Genomic DNA, 17,340 nt, shown 5'->3' with positions numbered 1-17,340 from the left:
GGGGGCAGTGTCTGGGGAGAAAAAGAACAAAGGGGGGGGGGGAGCAACACAACCCCCCCCCCCCCCCCCGCCTCTTGAACTGGGCCGCCGTAAGACCGCCTACGAAACCACCGCGGGATCGGCCGGTTTGGTGACCCGCTCGGCGTTGCCTTCGTCACCCATGGCGATGCCTCGTCGCTTGGAGACATAGACCGAGCCGACGATCACAAGGAGCGAGGCGACGGCGATCAGCACCCGTACGCCGGTGTTCTTGTCCTCGCCGTAGCTGAACTGGATGACCGCGGGCGCGATGAGCAGCGCGACCAGGTTCATCACCTTCAGCAGCGGGTTGATCGCCGGACCGGCGGTGTCCTTGAAGGGGTCACCGACCGTGTCGCCGATCACCGTCGCGGCATGGGCCTCACTGCCCTTGCCGCCGTGGTGACCGTCCTCGACTAGCTTCTTGGCGTTGTCCCAGGCACCACCGGAGTTGGCCAGGAACACCGCCATCAGCGTGCCGGAGCCGATCGCGCCCGCCAGGAACGCGCCCAGGGCGCCGACCCCCAGCGTGAACCCGATGAAGATGGGCGCCATCACGGCGAGCAGTCCGGGGGTGGCCAGCTCGCGCAGGGCGTCCCGGGTGCAGATGTCGACGACCTTGCCGTACTCCGGCTGCTCCGTGTAGTCCATGATCCCGGGCCGCTCACGGAACTGCCGCCGCACCTCGTACACCACGGCACCCGCCGACCGCGACACGGCGTTGATGGCCAGCCCCGAGAAGAGGAAGACGACCGCCGCGCCGGCGATCAGGCCGACGAGATTGTTGGGCTGCGAGATGTCCATCATCAGGTTCATCGGCGCGCCTTCGCCGCTGAGCTTCTCGCCCACGTCCCGGGCGCCGGTGGTGATGGCGTCGCGGTACGACCCGAAGAGCGCCGCCGCCGCCAGGACGGCGGTGGCGATGGCGATGCCCTTGGTGATGGCCTTGGTGGTGTTGCCGACCGCGTCCAGGTTGGTGAGCACCTGGGCGCCGGCGCCCTCGACGTCGCCGGACATCTCGGCGATGCCCTGCGCGTTGTCGGAGACCGGTCCGAAGGTGTCCATGGCGACGATCACACCGACCGTGGTGAGCAGACCGGTGCCGGCGAGCGCCACCGCGAACAGCGCCAGCATGATCGACGTACCGCCGAGCAGGAACGCCCCGTAGACGCCGAGGCCGATCAGCAGGGCGGTGTAGACGGCCGATTCGAGACCGATCGAGATACCGGCGAGGATGACGGTGGCGGGCCCCGTGAGCGAGGTCTTGCCGATGTCCTGGACCGGACGGCGGTTGGTCTCGGTGAAGTAGCCGGTCAGCTGCTGGATGACGGCGGCGAGCAGGATGCCGATGCCCACGGCGACGAGCGCGAGGATCCGCGGGTCGCCCTCCTTGGCCGCGATGGCCGCGTCACTGATGCCGTCGAGGTCGGCGTACGACGACGGCAGATAGGCGAACACGGCCACTGCCACGAGCGCGAGCGAGATCACCGCGGAGATGAAGAACCCGCGGTTGATCGCGCTCATGCCGCTGCGGTCGGTGCGGCGCGGGGCCACGGCGAAGATGCCGATCATCGCGGTGATCACACCGATCGCGGGCACGATCAGCGGGAAGGCGAGCCCGGAGTCGCCGAAGGCCGCCTTGCCGAGGATCAATGCGGCGACCAGGGTCACCGCATACGACTCGAACAGGTCGGCCGCCATGCCGGCGCAGTCGCCGACGTTGTCGCCCACGTTGTCGGCGATGGTCGCGGCATTGCGCGGGTCGTCCTCCGGAATGCCCTGTTCGACCTTTCCGACCAGGTCGGCGCCGACGTCGGCGGCCTTGGTGAAGATGCCTCCGCCGACACGCATGAACATCGCGATCAGCGCGGCACCGAGACCGAATCCTTCGAGCACCTTCGGCGCGTCGGCCGCGTACACCAGCACCACACAGGAGGCGCCCAGCAGACCGAGCCCCACCGTGAACATGCCGACGACGCCGCCCGTGCGGAAAGCGATCTTCATGGCTTTGTGCGAGACGGTGGTGAGATCCTTTTCGGGCTCACCTTCCGCCGGGGTCGCTTCCCGTGCGGCAGCGGCGACGCGGACATTGGTGCGCACGGCGAGCCACATGCCGATATAGCCGGTGGCCGCCGAGAACGCGGCGCCGATCAAGAAGAACACCGATCGGCCGATGCGTTGATTCCAGTCGTCCGCGGGCAGCAGCATGAGCAGGAAGAACACGACGACGGCGAATACGCCGAGCGTGCGCAGCTGCCGGGCCAGATAGGCATTGGCGCCTTCCTGGACCGCTGCCGCGATCTTCTTCATGCTGTCGGTGCCCTCGCCCGCCGCGAGCACCTGGCGCACCAGGACGCCCGCGACCACGAGCGCGGCCAGCGCGACGACGCCGATGACCGTCACGATGATCCGGTTGTCGTCGGTCAGCACCGCTGCCGCGAGGGTTGAGGGATGGTCCAGCTGATGAGGGGTAGAAAGCCCCGCCATTCGTCCTCCTTGACGCTTGGGCTGAGCTCAAGATGTGGACGGATTCTAGGTACCGGAACCTGATCAAAACAGATGGCGGTAAGCGGAATCGGCCTTCACATGCCGTTCAGCAAATGATCGACATCACGCCACTGAACCCGAAAGTGCTAATGCCTTAAAACCATTGACGTGAGCATTGAAGCTTGATCGAATTATCGGGAGATCGATCGTGAATTCCTTCACGAATTCGCGGCACGGCTCGTGAAAACACGAAAGGGCCCTGCTGAGCAGGGCCCTTTCGTGATGAGGTCGGTCTGTGGGTCGTTCGTCAGCGGAGCACCGCGGCCGGCGGTGTGGTCGGCCAGGTCATACGGATCAGCCCACCATGCTCCCCTGCGGAGACCTCCACGTCGTCGACGAGACCGCTGATGACCGCGAGTCCCATCTCGTCCTCTTCGGCGTCGACCTCGCCGTCGTCGCCCGCGGCGCCGGGAGCCCGCTCACCGGGAGCGGAGCGCGGCGCCTCGTCGCCGACCTCGATGGAGAACTGCTTCTCCTCCTCGATCAGCGCCACCTTCACCGGCGCCGTGATGCCGACGCTCTGGTGCAGTCCGACGGCCCGGGAGCAGGCCTCGCCCACGGCGAGCCTGACCTCGTCCAGGACGGCCTCGTCCACTCCGGCCCTGCGCGCCACCGCTGCCGCCACCAACCGGGCGGTCCTGACGTGCTCGGGCAGCGCGCTGAAGCGGAGTTCAACGGTGGCCATGCATCCCCCTCGGAACTTCGGGCGTGCTGTCGGGGGGACCGGGCCGCCGAAAGCCCGCTCCCCCTTCACTTTCACCTTCTGCCGCCCCGGGCACGCCGTGCGGCGGGCCCGGGTCCGGTGATCAGTCGGTAGCCGCTACCGCTTCCTCGACCGAGGTGTGGATCGGGAACACCTTGGTGAGGCCGGTGATACGGAAGATCTTGAGAATGCGCTCCTGGTTGCAGACCAGGCGCAGGGAGCCCTCATGGGCACGAACCCGCTTCAAGCCGCCGACCAGTACGCCGAGCCCGGTGGAGTCGAGGAAGTCCACGCCCTCCATGTCGACGACGAGGTGAAAACTCCCGTCGTTCACAAGCTCGACCAACTGTTCGCGCAACTTGGGCGCGGTATATACGTCGATTTCGCCACCGACCTCGACGACCGTACGATCGCCGACGGTACGGGTCGACAGGGACAGGTCCACGGATCCTCCAGCACCTTGCTATCGAGCGGTCGCCCCTTGGGACACCCCGGCTTGCAGCCCCCAAGACGGTTCGCCAGCCGCGATGGCATTCAATCACTTACCGGCAGGCGTGCACGACGCCTTGGTCCCATTGTCCGTCACGCCAGTGACACACTCGGTCCCAATGGCCAAGAATCACCGATCCGATCGATCCCCGACGGGCCCCGCTTCCCGGGTGGACCCGGGCGCGGTGCTGGGCCGACTCGCCTCGGGGCCGAGTCGGGCTTCGCGCATCACTCATACGGAGCATGTGCCCCCGCGCGCGGGCCGCCATGCCGTCTGGCCCGACCGGATCCGCGCGGAGATCATCGCCGCAGTACAGACGGCCGGAATCGAACATCCCTGGGCCCACCAGGCACGCGCCGCCGAGCACGCCCTGGACGGCGACTCCGTGGTCGTCGCCACGGGCACGGCCTCCGGAAAGTCCCTGGCCTACCTCGTGCCGGTTCTCTCGACGCTCCTGGACGGCTCCGAGGCCCCGAACGGCCGCGGCGCCACCGCCCTCTACCTGGCTCCGACCAAGGCTCTTGCGGCGGATCAGTGCCGTTCGGTGAAGGAACTTTCACATCCGCTGGGCAATTCCGTCCGACCTGCCGTGTACGACGGCGATACTCCGTTCGAGGAGCGGGAGTGGATCCGTCAGTACGCCAACTACGTGCTGACCAACCCCGACATGCTGCACCGGGGCATACTCCCGTCCCACCCCCGCTGGTCCTCCTTCCTCAAGGCGCTGAAGTACGTCGTCATCGACGAGTGCCACACCTACCGCGGTGTCTTCGGCTCCCATGTCGCCCAGGTCCTGCGCCGTCTGCGCCGCCTGTGCGCCCGCTACGGCGCCTCTCCCGTCTTCCTGCTGGCCTCCGCGACCGCCGCCGAGCCCGCGGTGGCCGCCCGCCGCCTCACCGGGCTTCCGGTCGTCGAGGTCGCCGACGACGCCTCTCCGCGCGGCGAACTGGTCTTCGCCCTCTGGGAGCCCCCGCTCACCGAGCTCCAGGGCGAGAAAGGTGCACCCGTCCGGCGTACCGCCACGGCCGAGACGGCGGACCTTCTGACCGATCTGGCCGTGCAGGGCATCCGCTCGGTCGCCTTCGTGCGTTCCCGGCGTGGCGCCGAGCTGATCTCGGTGATCGCTCAGGAACGCCTCGCCGAAGTAGATCGCTCCCTCGCCCGGCGTGTCGCGGCCTACCGGGGCGGCTACCTCCCCGAGGAACGCCGCGCCCTGGAACAGGCCCTCCACTCAGGCGAACTCCTCGGCCTCTCCGCCACCACCGCCCTGGAACTCGGCATCGACGTCTCCGGCCTGGACGCCGTACTGATCGCCGGCTACCCCGGCACGCGAGCCTCCCTGTGGCAGCAGGCGGGCCGGGCCGGCCGCTCCGGACAGGGGGCGCTGGCCGTCCTGGTCGCCCGCGACGACCCGCTGGACACCTACCTCGTCCATCATCCCGAGGCCCTGTTCGACCGTCCGGTGGAATCGACGGTCCTCGACCCCGACAACCCGTACGTCCTGGCCCCGCATCTGTGCGCGGCGGCCGCGGAGATCCCGCTGACGGACGAGGACCTTGCGCTGTTCGGCCCCGAGACCGAGGGGCTGCTGCCGCAGCTGGAGGCCGCGAAGCTGCTGCGCCGCCGTACGAAGGCCTGGCACTGGACGCGCCGGGAGCGGGCCGCCGACCTGACCGACATCCGCGGCGAGGGCGGCCGCCCGGTCCAGGTGGTCGAGGCCGGGACGGGACGCCTGCTCGGCACGGTCGACGCGGGCTCCGCGCACGGCTCGGTGCACGAGGGCGCGGTCCACCTCCATCAGGGCCGCACCTACCTCGTCCGCTCCCTCGACCTGGAGGACTCGGTCGCCCTGGTCGAGGAGGCCGCCCCGCCGTATTCGACGGTCGCCCGCGACACGACGGCCATCTCCGTCCTGGAGACGGACATCGAGGTCCCCTGGGGCGACGGCCGCCTGTGCTACGGCTCCGTCGAGGTCACCAACCAAGTGGTCTCCTTTCTGCGCCGCCGGCTGATCACAGGCGAAGTACTGGGCGAGACGAAACTCGACCTCCCTCCTCGTACGCTGCGCACACGCGCGGTGTGGTGGACGGTCACCGAGGACCAGCTGGACGAGGCCCGGATCAACCCGGAGATCCTCGGCGGCGCCCTGCACGCCGCCGAGCACGCCTCCATCGGCCTGCTGCCCCTCTTCGCGACCTGCGACCGCTGGGACATCGGCGGCGTCTCGATCCCGCTCCACCCCGACACGCTGCTCCCGACGGTCTTCGTCTACGACGGCCACCCCGGCGGCGCCGGCTTCGCGGAACGCGCCTTCCACACGGCCCGCTCCTGGCTCACGGCCACCCGCCAGGCCATCGCCTCCTGCGAGTGCGAGGCCGGCTGCCCGTCCTGCATCCAGTCCCCCAAGTGCGGCAACGGGAACGACCCGTTGCACAAGAGGGGTGCGGTGCGGTTGCTGGGTGTGCTGCTGAAGGGAGCGGTGGAGGGGGAGGCCGTCCCGGCCCGGGAGGAGCGCGGGAGGCCGCCCACGTCGGCCGCTCAGCCGCTCACGGAACCGGTCTCGGCCGGTTCGTCCCCGCTGGGCCGGGCGATGGCCCCGTCAGCGGCACAGCCACCCTCGCCGGCTCCGTCGGCCCAAGAGGCTCCGTCGACTCAAGAGGCCCCGTCGGCCCCGGAATCCCCGAAGGCGTAGTCGGCCCCGCCGGCCCCGCCCGCGCCCTGACCTCCGCCTCGAAGGGCCCTCGGCCCGATGCCGCCGTGACGTCCGAGACCTCGCCGGCCATCACGCACCGCACCAGCCGCGCTCTCTGCGCCAGCGCAACCCGTTCCGCCCTCGCACAGGCCGCCGTACCGCCCTCCGCCCAGTGGTCGGCCGCCGCCAGCGCCGCGAGATCCGCACCGCCGGCCGCACGGTGCCGGGTCACTACGGCGTGGCCCAGGGCGAGTACGACGCCGAAGACGATGCAGAGCACGGCGATGCCACCGAGGCTCCACACGCTGGCGGAACCTCGGTCGGAACCGCCGTCGGAGCCGCCGTCGGAGCCGCCGTCGGAACCGCCGTCGGGGCCGTCGTGTTGGCGGAGGGCGACGGCCGGCTCGCGGACCGTGCGCCGACCGCCAGTTGAGTCACGCCGCGACCGGCGATCGGCACGAGGACTACGGCCGGTTGTGCAACCTCCGCTCCTCATGTCCCCGCCCCCACCGTGTCCTCCGCCGACGCCACGGCCTCCTCCCGTACCTCGAACGAGAGCCCCCTCAGCACCGGTGGCCTGGCCACGACGACCACATGGATCTCGTCTCCCTCTCGGTCAACCGTCACCGACGCGCCGCGCGGCGCCGTCTCACGCGCCACTTCGATGACCGCCTCCATCGGATCCTGCCGAGCTGCCGCGCGTGCGCCGGTCCTGGCCGCGTCCACGCACTGGATCTGCGCCGCCATCACGAGCAGCCCCCACACCAGTGCCATCGCGAACATGACCAGCACCGGCAGCACGACGGCCGACTCAGCGGTCACGAACCCCCGGTCCGAGCGCCAAGCCGCCCTGCGCTCGCGCCCGCCGTCCCGTTCACATCCGCGCATCGAGCGCCCGCTTCACGATGGCCTGCAACTCCGCGCTGACCTCGCCGCTCGTCACGACCTTGTAGAGCACCACGGCGAACGCCACCGCCGCGACGATCCCCATCGCGTACTCGGAGGTGACCATCCCGGCATCCCTCCGCGCCGCTCGCACCCTCCACAACTGCATGCGCATCCGCGCCCGTACCGCCTTGTACATCTCAACCCCCGTAAGGTTCAGTCCTGTTGAAACCAGCTGTTGAACGCCTGCTGTTGAACGCCGCGACAGCCCCGAGCCCGGTTGCCTACCGCCGGTTGCCGACTGCCTGTTGCCCACTGCCGGACGCCCCGCCTCACCCCGTCATCCACCACCCCCTCCCAACACCCCACCCGCGAGCCCGATCACCACCGGCGCCACGCCGACCGCGATGAACGCGGGCAGGAAGCACAGCCCCACCGGCACGGTGACCATGACGGCCGCCCGTCTGGCCCGTTCCGTGGCAGCGCGGGTCCACTCGGCGCGGGCCTCCGCGGCGAGCCGCGCGACCGGTCCGGCCGCCGGAAGACCCGTCACATCGGCCCGTTCCAGCAACCGCGCCAGCGCCCCGGCCCCCGGCATCGAGGCCAGCCGCTGCCATGCCTCGCCCGGTTCACCACCGAGCCGCACCTCCGCCGCGCCGCGCGCCAGCCCGTCCCCAACGGGACCGCCCAGCGCCTCGCCCACGGCCTGCGCCGCGATCACCGGACCGGCTCCGGCCGCGATACAGGCCGCCAGCAGATCGGCGGCGAGCGGAAGCCGGCGTGCCACCTCACCGGCGTCGACCTCTTCCACACCGGCTCCCACGGCCTTCTGACGGCGCCGCCACACCCACAGCCCGGCCGCGACGACCAGCCCCACCACCAGACCGGCGGCCCCGCCGACCAGCGCCCAACCGGCAGCCCCGACCGCCACCACGGGCAGCCCTTGCCGCATGCCCTGCCGGACGTCGAACCGTCTGCGCGTCGGCGCCAGGTCGGCGGTCGTCATCAACCCCGCCAACCGTCGTTGAACCCTGCGCTCGTGCCGGACGTCCGCCCACCACCGCAACAGCCACCCGACGACCAGCACCGCCCCCAAAGCCGTCCCCAAAGCCGTCCCCAGCCTGTGGACAACCTCGACGCTCACGCCGCCACCCCCTTCTCACGCTTCTCACGCCCTGGCTCGACTCGAGTCCTCACACCGCCTCCGCTCCCCGCACGATCCGCGTCGCCCACCACATCCCCACCCCCTCCAGCACTCCGCCGACGACCAGGCAGCCGATGCCCGCCCCGGTGTGCAGCAGCACGTGCAGCGGATCGGCCCCCATCGCGGCACCGAGCAGCAGTCCCAGGACCGGCAGCCCGGCGAGCATCGCCACCGTCGACCGGGCTCCCGCCAACTGGGCGCGCAGATCTGCACGTTGATCCCGCTCGGCCCGCAGTGCCCCTTCCAGCCGGTCGAGGCCGGCCGCGAGCCCCGCGCCCTGATCCACGGCCACCCGCCAGCACGCCGCCAGGCCCGACAGTCCCTCTGCGCCCGGCTGCCGTGCCGCGGAGGCGAGCACGCCCGGCACATCCCCGCCGAACCTCGCCGCCGCCAGCACCGCGGACTGCGCTTCACCCAGCCCGCCGCAGTCCCGTGCCGCCCGCAGCAACGCCTCATTCGGCTGTCGCCCGGCCCGCACCTCCCCGGCGAGCGCCGCGCACAACGCGATCACCGCGTCCCCGTGGCGCTCCCGCGTGCGCCGCGCCTCCCGGGCCAGCCGTACCCGCCGCAGCAACGGCACCCCGGCCGCTCCCGCGACGACCGGCAGCACAGACGCCCCCAGCACTGCCAGCACCAGCCCGACGGCCGGCGCCCACCACTCGGCCCGCATCCGCCCCCGCAACCGCCGCAGATCCCCAGCCAACCGTCGCCAGTCGGGCGGCCCGGCACCCACCGCCCCACCTCCCGCGAGCAGCAACTGGGCCCGTCGAGCCCCCGAGTTCTGGCCGCCCAGCAACCAGACCGCCACGCCGAGGCACAGCACGGCCACGCCCGCCGACACCTCACCCACTCGAATCACCGAACCCCTCACGTTCACGGAACCCCTCACGAAGCAACCCCCGCAGCCGCTCCCACCCCCGCTCGTACGCGAACGCCTCCTCGCCCCACCGCAGCGCCGGCACCGTCCGCACCAACCCCGACGGGTCCCGCTCCAGCACATGCACCTCGGCGATCCGCCGACGCCCGCTCCGGTCGCGTACCAGATGCAGTACGACCGACAGCGCGGCCGCCAACTGACTGTGCAGCGCGGCCCGGTCGAGCCCTGCCGCTGTGCCGAGCGCCTCCAGCCGGGCGGGAACGTCGCCCGCCGCGTTCGCGTGGACGGTCCCGCATCCGCCTTCGTGGCCGGTGTTCAACGCGGCCAGCAGATGCACCACTTCGGGTCCGCGCACCTCACCCACGACGAGCCGGTCCGGCCGCATCCGCAGCGCCTGCCGGACCAGGTCCTCCAGGGTGACGAGACCGGCGCCCTCCTGATTGGCGGATCTGCTCTCCAGCCGTACGACGTGCGGGTGGTCGGGCCTGAGCTCCGCGGAGTCCTCGGCGAGCACGATCCGCTCGCCCGGCCCGACCAGCCCGAGCAACGCGCTGAGCAGCGTCGTCTTGCCGCTGCCGGTGCCGCCGCTGATGAGGAACGACAGTCGGGCGTCGACCAATGCGCGCAGGACCAGGTCCCCGCCCGGCGGCACCGTGCCCGCCGCGACCAGTTCGTCGAGCGTGAACGCACGCGGCCGTACCACTCGCAGCGACAGACACGCACAGCCGACGGCGACCGGTGGCAGCACCGCGTGCAGTCGGGTCCCGTCGGGCAGACGGGCGTCCACCCAGGGGCGCGCGTCGTCCAGTCGCCGCCCGGCGACCGCCGCGAGGCGCTGCGCGAGGCGTCGTACGGCCGCCGGGTCCGGGAAGGACACGGACGTCAGCTCCAGACCGCCGCCCCGGTCCACCCAGACCCGGTCCGGCGCCGACACCAGCACGTCCGTCACCGACGGGTCGGCGAGCAGCGGCTCCAGCGGGCCGCTCCCGACCAGCTCGGAGCGCAACTGCTCGGCCGCCCCGAGGACTTCGGCGTCCCCCAGCACCCTGCCCTGCTCCCGCAGCGCCTGCGCCACACGCGCGGGCGTGGGTTCGCCCCCGCTCTCGGCCAGCCACTGCCGCACCCCGTCGAGCAGCTCCGACGGCATACCCGCCCGGCCCGCCATTGCGTCCGTCGCCCACCGCACAGCCGCCGGACCGGCCCGGACGGCCAACTCCCGCCCCGCACCGGCCGTACTCACCACGCCCTGCGACGGCCGCGCTCCGGCATCACCGCCAGCTGAGCCGCCCGAGCCGGACGAGGCCGATCCAGCCGCGTCCGTAGACGCCCTGTCGTCGGTCACCCATCGCGGCGAGGACACGCGTAGGCCGCCATCCGACGCCCGACGAGGCACACCGGCACTCGCCCCGCCATCCGACGCCCGACGCGCACTCGCACCCGCAGTCGCCCCGCCATCCGCCACCGCCCGAGACCCGCCCGTACGTGCCCCACCACCGGACGCCCACCGAGGCGCCCGCCTGCGCGGCCCAGCGAGCCGCGCCCCGGCCGCCACCGCGTCGCCGTCCGACCGACCCCGCCCAGGCGACGCCCGCACCGAACCACCCTCGCCACCGCGCACCCGGTCGAGCCCAGAATCCGTACTCATGCCGCCCTCGCCTCGACCAACGCCCGCTCCCAGAACTCCCGGCAGAACCGCGCCAGCGGCCCCCGCCCCACCGCCCCCGGCGGTTCCTTGCTCTCGTGCTGTCGCAGCAGCCCCGTCTCGACGGGCACCTCGCCCACCAGCGGCAGCTCCAGCAGCCGGGCCACCTCGCGGTCGTCCAGCCCGGGTGCGTACGGCCCGCGCACGGCCACCCGCAGGTCCCGCAGGACCAGCCGGACCGCCCAGGCCACTTGGCGGGCGGCGGCGACGGCGCGCAGTTCGGCGGGGACCACGAGGATGCCGACGTCGAGCTGGGCGAGGGCCTCCGCGACCCCGTCGTCGATGCGGCGGGGCAGGTCGACGACGACCGCGCCGCCCCGTCGCCTGGCCGCGGCGAGCACGGCACGCATCGCCTGCGGCGGAACGGCGACGCACTCGCCGCGATCCCAGCTCAGGACCCGCAAGGAGTGCAGCTTCGGCAGCGACTCCTCCAGCGCCCCGCTGCCGAGCCGCCCGCGCGATCCGGCGAACGAGGGCCAGCGCAGCCCTTCGGCCGCCTCCCCGCCGAGCACGACGTCGAGTCCGCCGCCCAGCGGGTCGGCGTCCACGAGCAGGGTGCGCAGTCCCTCACGCGCGGCGGTGACGGCGAGGGCGCACGCGAGCGTGGAGGCTCCGGCGCCACCGCGGCCGCCGATGACGCCGACGGTGAGGGCGGGTCGGCCGACGCCCTCCGTCACGTCGGCGATGCGGTCGACCAGCCATTGCTCGCCGTCGGGAAGCATCAGGACATGGTCCGCGCCGATCTCGACGGCCCGGCGCCAGACCCCGGCGTCGTCCTGGTCCCGTCCGACGAGCACCACTCCGCGCCTGCGACCGGCCCCGCGTACGCGGCGGGCGGCGTCGTCGCCGACCAGGACGAGCGGAGCGCCCTCCCAACTGCCTCTGGGCTCAGGCACTCCATGGTGGACCTCGGGTGTGGCGCCGGCCGCGGCGCACAGGCGCAGCAGGTCGTCCAGCAGTTCGGCGTCCTCCGTGACGATCAACGGCTTGCCCGGCCGCCCGGAGGCGGCGTACGGCGGATCGTGTGTGACGGCTGCGGTCACGGCTTCCGTCCCCCTTCGCTGCATCACTCGCGCAGCCCTGCGGCCCCGCGATTCCCATCCGTGTGAAGAACCGGTAAGCGGCCTCCATATGAACGGCCGATACGAACCGGCCAAACACGCCCGACTAACCAGAACCGGCCATGAAGTCGGCCGAGCGGGACGCGTTGGAATCACGGTGCAGCGATCCCGGAAATCGTGTGGATCTTGGTCGATAACTGTGGACAACTCAGTAGTTGTGAATATCGCCGTCACCCAAACCGGTGACCCCCACACCGACCCGTGTGCGACTTCCGCAGAGCAGCGCGACGGCTACACACAGTCACGAATCTTGAACATGCTGACCAGGCCGCCGCAGCGACCTGACATCGGCCTCGCGGCCGCGCTCAGAAGAGGAAAACCCACCCGGACATGCGACGACCCCCGCCGGGGGGGAGAGCGGGGGTCGTCTCCACGGCCGACTCGGGGGGGGAGGAGTCGGACCGGGTTAGCACGGTCGCGAACGATCCGTGACTTCCATGGTGTACCCGAGAGCCCTCTCAGGCAAACCCACGCGCCCACCTTACGCCGAATGGGCTGCCCCTATGCTCAGGGTCGTGGAAAACCACTCCTTGCCCCGCACAGCGGCCTTCTTTGACCTGGACAAGACGGTCATTGCGAAGTCGAGCACGCTCACCTTCAGCAAGTCGTTCTACCAAGGTGGTCTGATCAACCGCAGGGCCGCCCTGCGTACCGCATATGCCCAGTTCGTCTTCCGCGTGGGCGCTATGGACCATGACCAGATGGAGCGCACGCGCAAGTACCTCTCCGCGCTCGTCCGCGGCTGGAACGTCCAGCAGGTCAAGGAGATCGTCGCCGAGACGCTGCACGACCTGATCGACCCGATCATCTACGACGAGGCCGCCTCACTCATCGAGGAGCACCACACCGAGGGCCGCGACGTGGTGATCGTGTCCACGTCGGGGGCCGAGGTGGTCGAGCCGATCGGCGAGCTGCTCGGCGCCGACCGCGTGGTGGCCACGCGCATGGTCGTGGGCGACGACGGCTGCTTCACCGGGGAGGTGGAGTACTACGCCTACGGCCCGACGAAGGCAGAGGCGATCAGGGAGCTGGCCGAGTCCGAGGGCTACGACCTCGACCGCTGTTACGCCTACAGCGACTCGGCGACCGATCTGCCGATGCTGGAGACGGTCGGACATCCGCACGCGGTGAACCCGGACCGCGCGCTGCGCCGCGAGGCAGTCGCGCGCGGGTGGCCGATTCTCGACTTCCATCGCCCGGTCCGGCTCAAGCAGCGGATCCCCTCCTTCTCCGTACCGCCGCGCCCGGCCCTCGTCGCGGCCGCCGCCATAGGAGCGGCAGCGGCCACCGCCGGCTTGGTCTGGTATGCGAACCGACGCCGTACGGCGCCCGCCTGACCTGGCCGCGCGCATTCCGTAAGCCTCGCTCGACAAATCGATGTCTGTTTCAAGTGATTTGAGGGCAAAAGTAAAGAACTGCGGACAGGCCTTCCGCTTGGTGGTGACCAGGAGTACAAAGGAGTCAACGGCCCGCGAGACCAAGGACATCCGAGAGGATCACCTTTGATACGCATTTGGCCCCACGGACCGAGCATGAACATCGAGCACCCACGCGACGTCGACCCGTCGATTACGGGCCAGCCGCACCAGGTGACGGGCAAAGTTCCCGACCTGATGGGCAACATATCGAGGACGCTTGGTAACCCGGTGAACATGCCAGCGGCGGTACGAATCCTCGTACCGCCGCAACTCTTGTGGGCTCCCACGCGCGCGCTTTTGTCAGCGCGTCACCACCACGCGCGCGTGCGCTGCGTCCGTTACGCCGCCCCGCGCTGCAAGGCCTCGCACACCGCCGTCGACTCGCGCGCCCCGAGTTCGGTCGCCCTGCCGCAGTGGGAGATCCACGCGGCCACACCCTCAGGGGTGCCGGAGACATAGCCGTCGAGGGCCGCCGCATACGCAGCGCGGCCCAGTTCGGCGTGGCCGACCTCGGCCGGGCAGACGGACTTCGGGTCCAGGCCGCTGCCGACCAGGACGATGCGCTCGGCCGTGCGCGCGACCAGGCCGTTGTGGGAGGCGAAGGGGCGCAGCGCGAGAAGCTCACCGTGCACCACCGCGGCCGTCACCAGGGCCGGCGCCGAACCGCCGGCGATGATCAGCTCGGACAGTCCCTCCAGCCGGCCGTGCACCTCCGCCGCGCTCGGCAGCGGCAGCTCGATCAGCGGCTCGTCGACCGGCTCGCCCTCCTGACGTGGACGCCCGACCGCGTCGTCCTTGCTCGCCGCCGCCACCAGGTGCAGCCGGGCCAGCACGCGCAGGGGCGACTGCCGCCAGATGGACAGCAGTTGGCCCGCCTCGGCCGTCAACCGCAGGGCCGCACCCACGACCCGGGCCTCGTCGTCACCGCTGAAGTCGGTACGCCGGCGCACCTCTTCGAGTGCCCAGTCGGCGCCGGACAGCGCGGCGGAGCCACGGGCGCCACGCAGGGCCGCCTCGGAGGTGATCTCGTTGCTGCGGCGTCGCATGATCCGGTGCCCGTAGACCCGGTCCACCGCCTTGCGCACGGACTCCACGGAATCGGGCACCCCGGGCAGCGAACCGAGGGCCGCGAGCGGATCGGCGGACGCACCTGTCGTACTCATGAGTACGACACTACGCACCCCGGCCCGGCACCCCACGATCGAGTGGCGTTCTTCACGCACGCCTGCCACATACAGCTATCGGACGACTACTGTTCGTGAACATGAAAATTGCTTTCGTCGGCAAGGGCGGCAGCGGCAAGACGACCCTGTCCTCCCTGTTCATCCGCCATCTCGCGGCCACCGGCGCGCCCGTCATGGCCATTGACGCCGACATCAACCAGCACCTCGGAGCGGCCCTGGGTCTCGGCGAGGACGAGGCCGCCGCACTCCCCGCGATGGGTGAACGGCTGCCGCTGATCAAGGACTACGTGCGCGGCACCAATCCACGGATCGCCTCCGCGCGGACGATGATCAAGACGACACCCCCCGGCGAGGGTTCGCGGCTGCTGCGGGTGTGCGAGACGAACCCGGTCTACGACGCCTGCGCCCGCCCCGTGGAACTCGACGGCGGCGCCGTCCGTTTGATGGTCACCGGCCCCTTCACGGATTCCGACCTCGGGGTCGCCTGCTACCACTCCAAGACGGGAGCTGTGGAGCTGTTCCTGAACCACCTGGTGGACGGCCCCGACGAATACGTCGTGGTCGACATGACGGCGGGTTCGGACTCCTTCGCCTCCGGCATGTTCACCCGCTTCGACATCACGTTCCTCGTCGCCGAGCCGACCCGGAAGGGGGTCTCCGTCTATCGCCAGTACCACGAACACGCCCGCGACTTCGGAGTCGTCCTGAAGGTCGTCGGCAACAAGGTGCAAGGACAGGACGACCTCGACTTCCTCCGCGCCGAGGTCGGGGACGACCTGCTGGTGACCGTCGGGCACTCGGACTGGGTGCGCTCCATGGAGAAGGGCCGCCCGCCCCGGTTCCAGCTCCTGGAGGACGACAACCACCGCGCCCTGCGCCGACTGCGCACGGCCGCGGAGGCGACATACGAGCTGCGGGACTGGGAGCGCTACACCCGCCAGATGGTGCACTTCCACCTGAAGAACGCCCGGACCTGGGGCAACGAGCGCACCGGGGCCGACCTGGCGGCGCAGATCGACCCCGGGTTCGTGCTCGGCGAGAGCGTGACCGCCCTGCCCGAGGGGCACTCCCCCATGGGTAAGTCGCCGCTGGGCAACTCTCGTCTGACGCCTACGGCTTGACCGCCGGCGCCCCGGGCACCCCCTTCGGGGCCGGGGCCGGATGCCCGGACAGGAAGGGCGCCCAGCCCTCCTTAGGGGCCTGGCCGACGTCCAGGGTGCGCAGCTTCTTCAGGGTCGCCGGGTCCTGTGCGTCCAGCCAGTCGGCGAGCTGCCGGAACGACACACAGCGCACGTCGGGCTTGTTGCACACGGCCTCGACGACCTCCTGGACGGCTCGCATGTAGGTGCCGCCGTTCCAGGACTCGAAGTGGTTGCCGATGATCAGGGGCGCGCGATTGCCGTCGTAGGCCCGGCGGAAGCCCATGAGCAGGCCGTTCCGCATCTGATCGCCCCAGAACTCGCGCTTGTCGGGGTCGCCCTGGGTCGCGGTGCCGGACTGGTTGACCATGAAGTTGTAGTCCATGGTGAGCTGCTCGTAGGAGTGCCCGGGGAAGGGCACCAGCTGCATCGACAGATCCCACAGGCCCTCTGTCTTCCTGGGCCAGAGCTGGTTGTTGACGCCGCTGGAGTCATAGCGGAAGCCCAGCTCACGGGCCGCCTTGACGAAGTTCTTCCGGCCCTCCAGGCAGGGTGTGCGGGCGCCGATGAGCTCCTTGTCGTAGTCGAAGGGCAGCGGGGCCGCTTTCGTCACGCCGGTGGTGGTCTTCCAGGACTTGACGAATCGTTTCGCCTGGACGATCTCGTCCTTCCATTCCTTCACCGACCACTCGCCGACACCGCCGTCGCTGCCGCAGAAATGGCCGTTGAAGTGGGTACCGATCTCGTTGCCCTCCAGCCACGCGTGGCGCAGCTGCGTCACGGTGTCGGCGATGCCCTCCTCGTCGTTGAAGCCGATGTCGGAACGGCCCGGCGAGTGCTGCGGCGGGCGATACAGGTCGCGTTTGTGGTCCGGCAGCATGTAGACGCCGCTGAGGAAGTAGGTCATCGTCGCGTTGTTCGCCTTGGCGACCTCGCGGAAGTGGGAGAACAGCTTCTGGCCGTCCTCGCCGGCGCCGTCCCAGGAGAACACCACGAACTGCGGGGGCTTCTGACCGGGCTTCAGCCGCTCGGGCCTGGGCAGATGCGGCTGCGCACCGGTGTACGCGGTGGACCCGTCGCCGATCAGGCGGATCGCACCACGGGGCGCGGGGGCCGCGGGCTTCGCCTTGTGCGGTCCGGGTGCCGCGTGCCGGGACGTGTCATGGCCGCTCGCGCATCCGGCGAGCGACGCGCAACAGACCGCGGCGGCAGCGGTGCCCGCGGCGATCCTGTGCGTGGCGGCAATGGGGCGGGGAGCGGCGAACCTGCGAGTGGCGGCCATGTTCCGTGCACCTTCTTCCTTCTCTCGGGTGCCGACAGCGCCGCAAAGGTCGCACGGAACAGAGAAGGAATTAATACG

The 17,340-nt window shown here is 70.8% G+C and carries 15 protein-coding genes and 1 pseudogene; 4 read left to right on the top strand and 12 right to left on the bottom strand.

The window, feature by feature from the left end; translation table 11 throughout:
* Positions 1 to 99: 99 nt before the first annotated feature.
* From ACFQ6S_RS12055 to bldG, 3 genes are all read right to left on the bottom strand, one after another.
* Positions 100 to 2,505, bottom strand: coding sequence for a sodium-translocating pyrophosphatase (locus tag ACFQ6S_RS12055; protein ID WP_383406833.1), 2,406 nt, complete (start codon positions 2,503 to 2,505; stop codon positions 100 to 102).
* Between the two features lie 307 nt (positions 2,506 to 2,812).
* The gene (locus tag ACFQ6S_RS12050; RefSeq protein ID WP_383406830.1) at positions 2,813 to 3,250 is read right to left on the bottom strand and encodes an ATP-binding protein; all 438 of its coding nucleotides are present in this window, start codon (positions 3,248 to 3,250) and stop codon (positions 2,813 to 2,815) included.
* 121 nt (positions 3,251 to 3,371) lie between these two features.
* Complete coding sequence (bldG, locus tag ACFQ6S_RS12045; protein ID WP_003975386.1) at positions 3,372 to 3,713, bottom strand: anti-sigma factor antagonist BldG; 342 nt, start codon at positions 3,711 to 3,713, stop codon at positions 3,372 to 3,374.
* An 82-nt stretch (positions 3,714 to 3,795) separates the two neighbouring features.
* Here bldG and ACFQ6S_RS12040 point away from each other — a divergent pair, with 82 nt between their 5' ends.
* Positions 3,796 to 6,450, top strand: a complete 2,655-nt coding sequence (locus tag ACFQ6S_RS12040; protein ID WP_383406827.1) for a DEAD/DEAH box helicase — start codon at positions 3,796 to 3,798, stop codon at positions 6,448 to 6,450.
* Between the two features lie 70 nt (positions 6,451 to 6,520).
* Here the strand turns inward: ACFQ6S_RS12040 and ACFQ6S_RS12035 are convergent.
* Positions 6,521 to 6,721 (bottom strand): annotated as a pseudogene (locus tag ACFQ6S_RS12035) (Rv3654c family TadE-like protein); the annotation flags it as partial.
* Between ACFQ6S_RS12035 and ACFQ6S_RS12030 the strand changes: the two are divergent.
* Positions 6,623 to 6,883 (top strand): hypothetical protein, encoded by a 261-nt coding sequence (locus ACFQ6S_RS12030; RefSeq protein WP_383409310.1) that lies wholly within the window; start codon positions 6,623 to 6,625, stop codon positions 6,881 to 6,883. The pseudogene ACFQ6S_RS12035 and the gene ACFQ6S_RS12030 overlap by 99 nt on opposite strands.
* Positions 6,884 to 6,942: 59 nt before the next feature.
* Here the strand turns inward: ACFQ6S_RS12030 and ACFQ6S_RS12025 are convergent, their stop codons facing one another.
* The 6 genes from ACFQ6S_RS12025 to ssd all read right to left on the bottom strand — a co-directional run bounded on the left by ACFQ6S_RS12025 (position 6,943) and on the right by ssd (position 12,185).
* A complete protein-coding gene (locus tag ACFQ6S_RS12025; RefSeq protein ID WP_383406824.1) occupies positions 6,943 to 7,338 on the bottom strand; it encodes a TadE family type IV pilus minor pilin in 396 nt (131 codons plus the stop codon).
* Positions 7,325 to 7,534: a DUF4244 domain-containing protein gene (locus ACFQ6S_RS12020; RefSeq protein ID WP_383406821.1), complete on the bottom strand. Its 210-nt coding sequence runs from the start codon at positions 7,532 to 7,534 to the stop codon at positions 7,325 to 7,327. Before ACFQ6S_RS12020 ends, ACFQ6S_RS12025 begins: the two co-directional genes overlap by 14 nt.
* Positions 7,535 to 7,675: 141 nt before the next feature.
* Positions 7,676 to 8,479 carry a type II secretion system F family protein gene (locus ACFQ6S_RS12015; protein WP_383406818.1) on the bottom strand — a complete coding sequence of 268 codons (804 nt, stop codon included), beginning with the start codon at positions 8,477 to 8,479 and terminating at the stop codon, positions 7,676 to 7,678.
* Positions 8,480 to 8,528: 49 nt separating this feature from the next.
* Positions 8,529 to 9,398: a type II secretion system F family protein gene (locus tag ACFQ6S_RS12010; RefSeq protein ID WP_383406815.1), complete on the bottom strand. Its 870-nt coding sequence runs from the start codon at positions 9,396 to 9,398 to the stop codon at positions 8,529 to 8,531.
* Positions 9,382 to 10,581, bottom strand: coding sequence for a TadA family conjugal transfer-associated ATPase (locus ACFQ6S_RS12005; RefSeq protein ID WP_383409198.1), 1,200 nt, complete (start codon positions 10,579 to 10,581; stop codon positions 9,382 to 9,384). The genes ACFQ6S_RS12010 and ACFQ6S_RS12005 overlap by 17 nt, the downstream gene beginning before the upstream one ends.
* Positions 10,582 to 11,057: 476 nt before the next feature.
* Complete coding sequence (gene ssd / locus ACFQ6S_RS12000) at positions 11,058 to 12,185, bottom strand: septum site-determining protein Ssd (RefSeq protein WP_383406812.1); 1,128 nt, start codon at positions 12,183 to 12,185, stop codon at positions 11,058 to 11,060.
* 557 nt (positions 12,186 to 12,742) lie between these two features.
* Between ssd and ACFQ6S_RS11995 the strand changes: the two genes are divergently transcribed.
* Positions 12,743 to 13,576, top strand: a complete 834-nt coding sequence (locus tag ACFQ6S_RS11995) for an HAD family hydrolase (RefSeq protein WP_383406811.1) — start codon at positions 12,743 to 12,745, stop codon at positions 13,574 to 13,576.
* Between the two features lie 419 nt (positions 13,577 to 13,995).
* Here ACFQ6S_RS11995 and ACFQ6S_RS11990 read toward each other — a convergent pair whose 3' ends face one another.
* On the bottom strand, positions 13,996 to 14,820 hold the full coding sequence (locus ACFQ6S_RS11990; RefSeq protein ID WP_383406808.1) for an oxidoreductase: 825 nt from the start codon (positions 14,818 to 14,820) through the stop codon (positions 13,996 to 13,998).
* A 101-nt stretch (positions 14,821 to 14,921) separates the two neighbouring features.
* Between ACFQ6S_RS11990 and ACFQ6S_RS11985 the strand changes: the two genes are divergently transcribed.
* Complete coding sequence (locus ACFQ6S_RS11985; RefSeq protein ID WP_383406806.1) at positions 14,922 to 15,962, top strand: ATP-binding protein; 1,041 nt, start codon at positions 14,922 to 14,924, stop codon at positions 15,960 to 15,962.
* Here ACFQ6S_RS11985 and ACFQ6S_RS11980 read toward each other — a convergent pair.
* Complete coding sequence (locus ACFQ6S_RS11980; RefSeq protein WP_383409195.1) at positions 15,952 to 17,226, bottom strand: hypothetical protein; 1,275 nt, start codon at positions 17,224 to 17,226, stop codon at positions 15,952 to 15,954. The two genes, ACFQ6S_RS11985 and ACFQ6S_RS11980, sit on opposite strands and share 11 nt — an antisense overlap.
* Positions 17,227 to 17,340 lie beyond the last annotated feature (114 nt).

Origin of the sequence: Streptomyces sp. NPDC056479, assembly GCF_042795335.1 — a bacterium.
GTDB lineage: Bacteria > Actinomycetota > Actinomycetes > Streptomycetales > Streptomycetaceae > Streptomyces.
This window is presented reverse-complemented; position numbering and strand designations above follow the sequence as displayed.

Excerpts from the sequence above, each read along its gene's own strand:
- ACFQ6S_RS12055 (WP_383406833.1), bottom strand. The coding sequence starts at position 2,505 with ATGGCGGGGCTTTCTACCCCTCATCAGCTGGACCATCCCTCAACCCTC.
- ACFQ6S_RS12050 (WP_383406830.1), bottom strand. The coding sequence starts at position 3,250 with ATGGCCACCGTTGAACTCCGCTTCAGCGCGCTGCCCGAGCACGTCAGG.
- ACFQ6S_RS12040 (WP_383406827.1), top strand. The coding sequence starts at position 3,796 with ATGGCATTCAATCACTTACCGGCAGGCGTGCACGACGCCTTGGTCCCA.
- ACFQ6S_RS12025 (WP_383406824.1), bottom strand. The coding sequence starts at position 7,338 with ATGCGCGGATGTGAACGGGACGGCGGGCGCGAGCGCAGGGCGGCTTGG.
- ACFQ6S_RS12020 (WP_383406821.1), bottom strand. The coding sequence starts at position 7,534 with ATGTACAAGGCGGTACGGGCGCGGATGCGCATGCAGTTGTGGAGGGTG.
- ACFQ6S_RS12005 (WP_383409198.1), bottom strand. The coding sequence starts at position 10,581 with ATGGCGGGCCGGGCGGGTATGCCGTCGGAGCTGCTCGACGGGGTGCGG.
- ssd (WP_383406812.1), bottom strand. The coding sequence starts at position 12,185 with ATGCAGCGAAGGGGGACGGAAGCCGTGACCGCAGCCGTCACACACGAT.
- ACFQ6S_RS11995 (WP_383406811.1), top strand. The coding sequence starts at position 12,743 with ATGCTCAGGGTCGTGGAAAACCACTCCTTGCCCCGCACAGCGGCCTTC.
- ACFQ6S_RS11990 (WP_383406808.1), bottom strand. The coding sequence starts at position 14,820 with ATGAGTACGACAGGTGCGTCCGCCGATCCGCTCGCGGCCCTCGGTTCG.
- ACFQ6S_RS11985 (WP_383406806.1), top strand. The coding sequence starts at position 14,922 with ATGAAAATTGCTTTCGTCGGCAAGGGCGGCAGCGGCAAGACGACCCTG.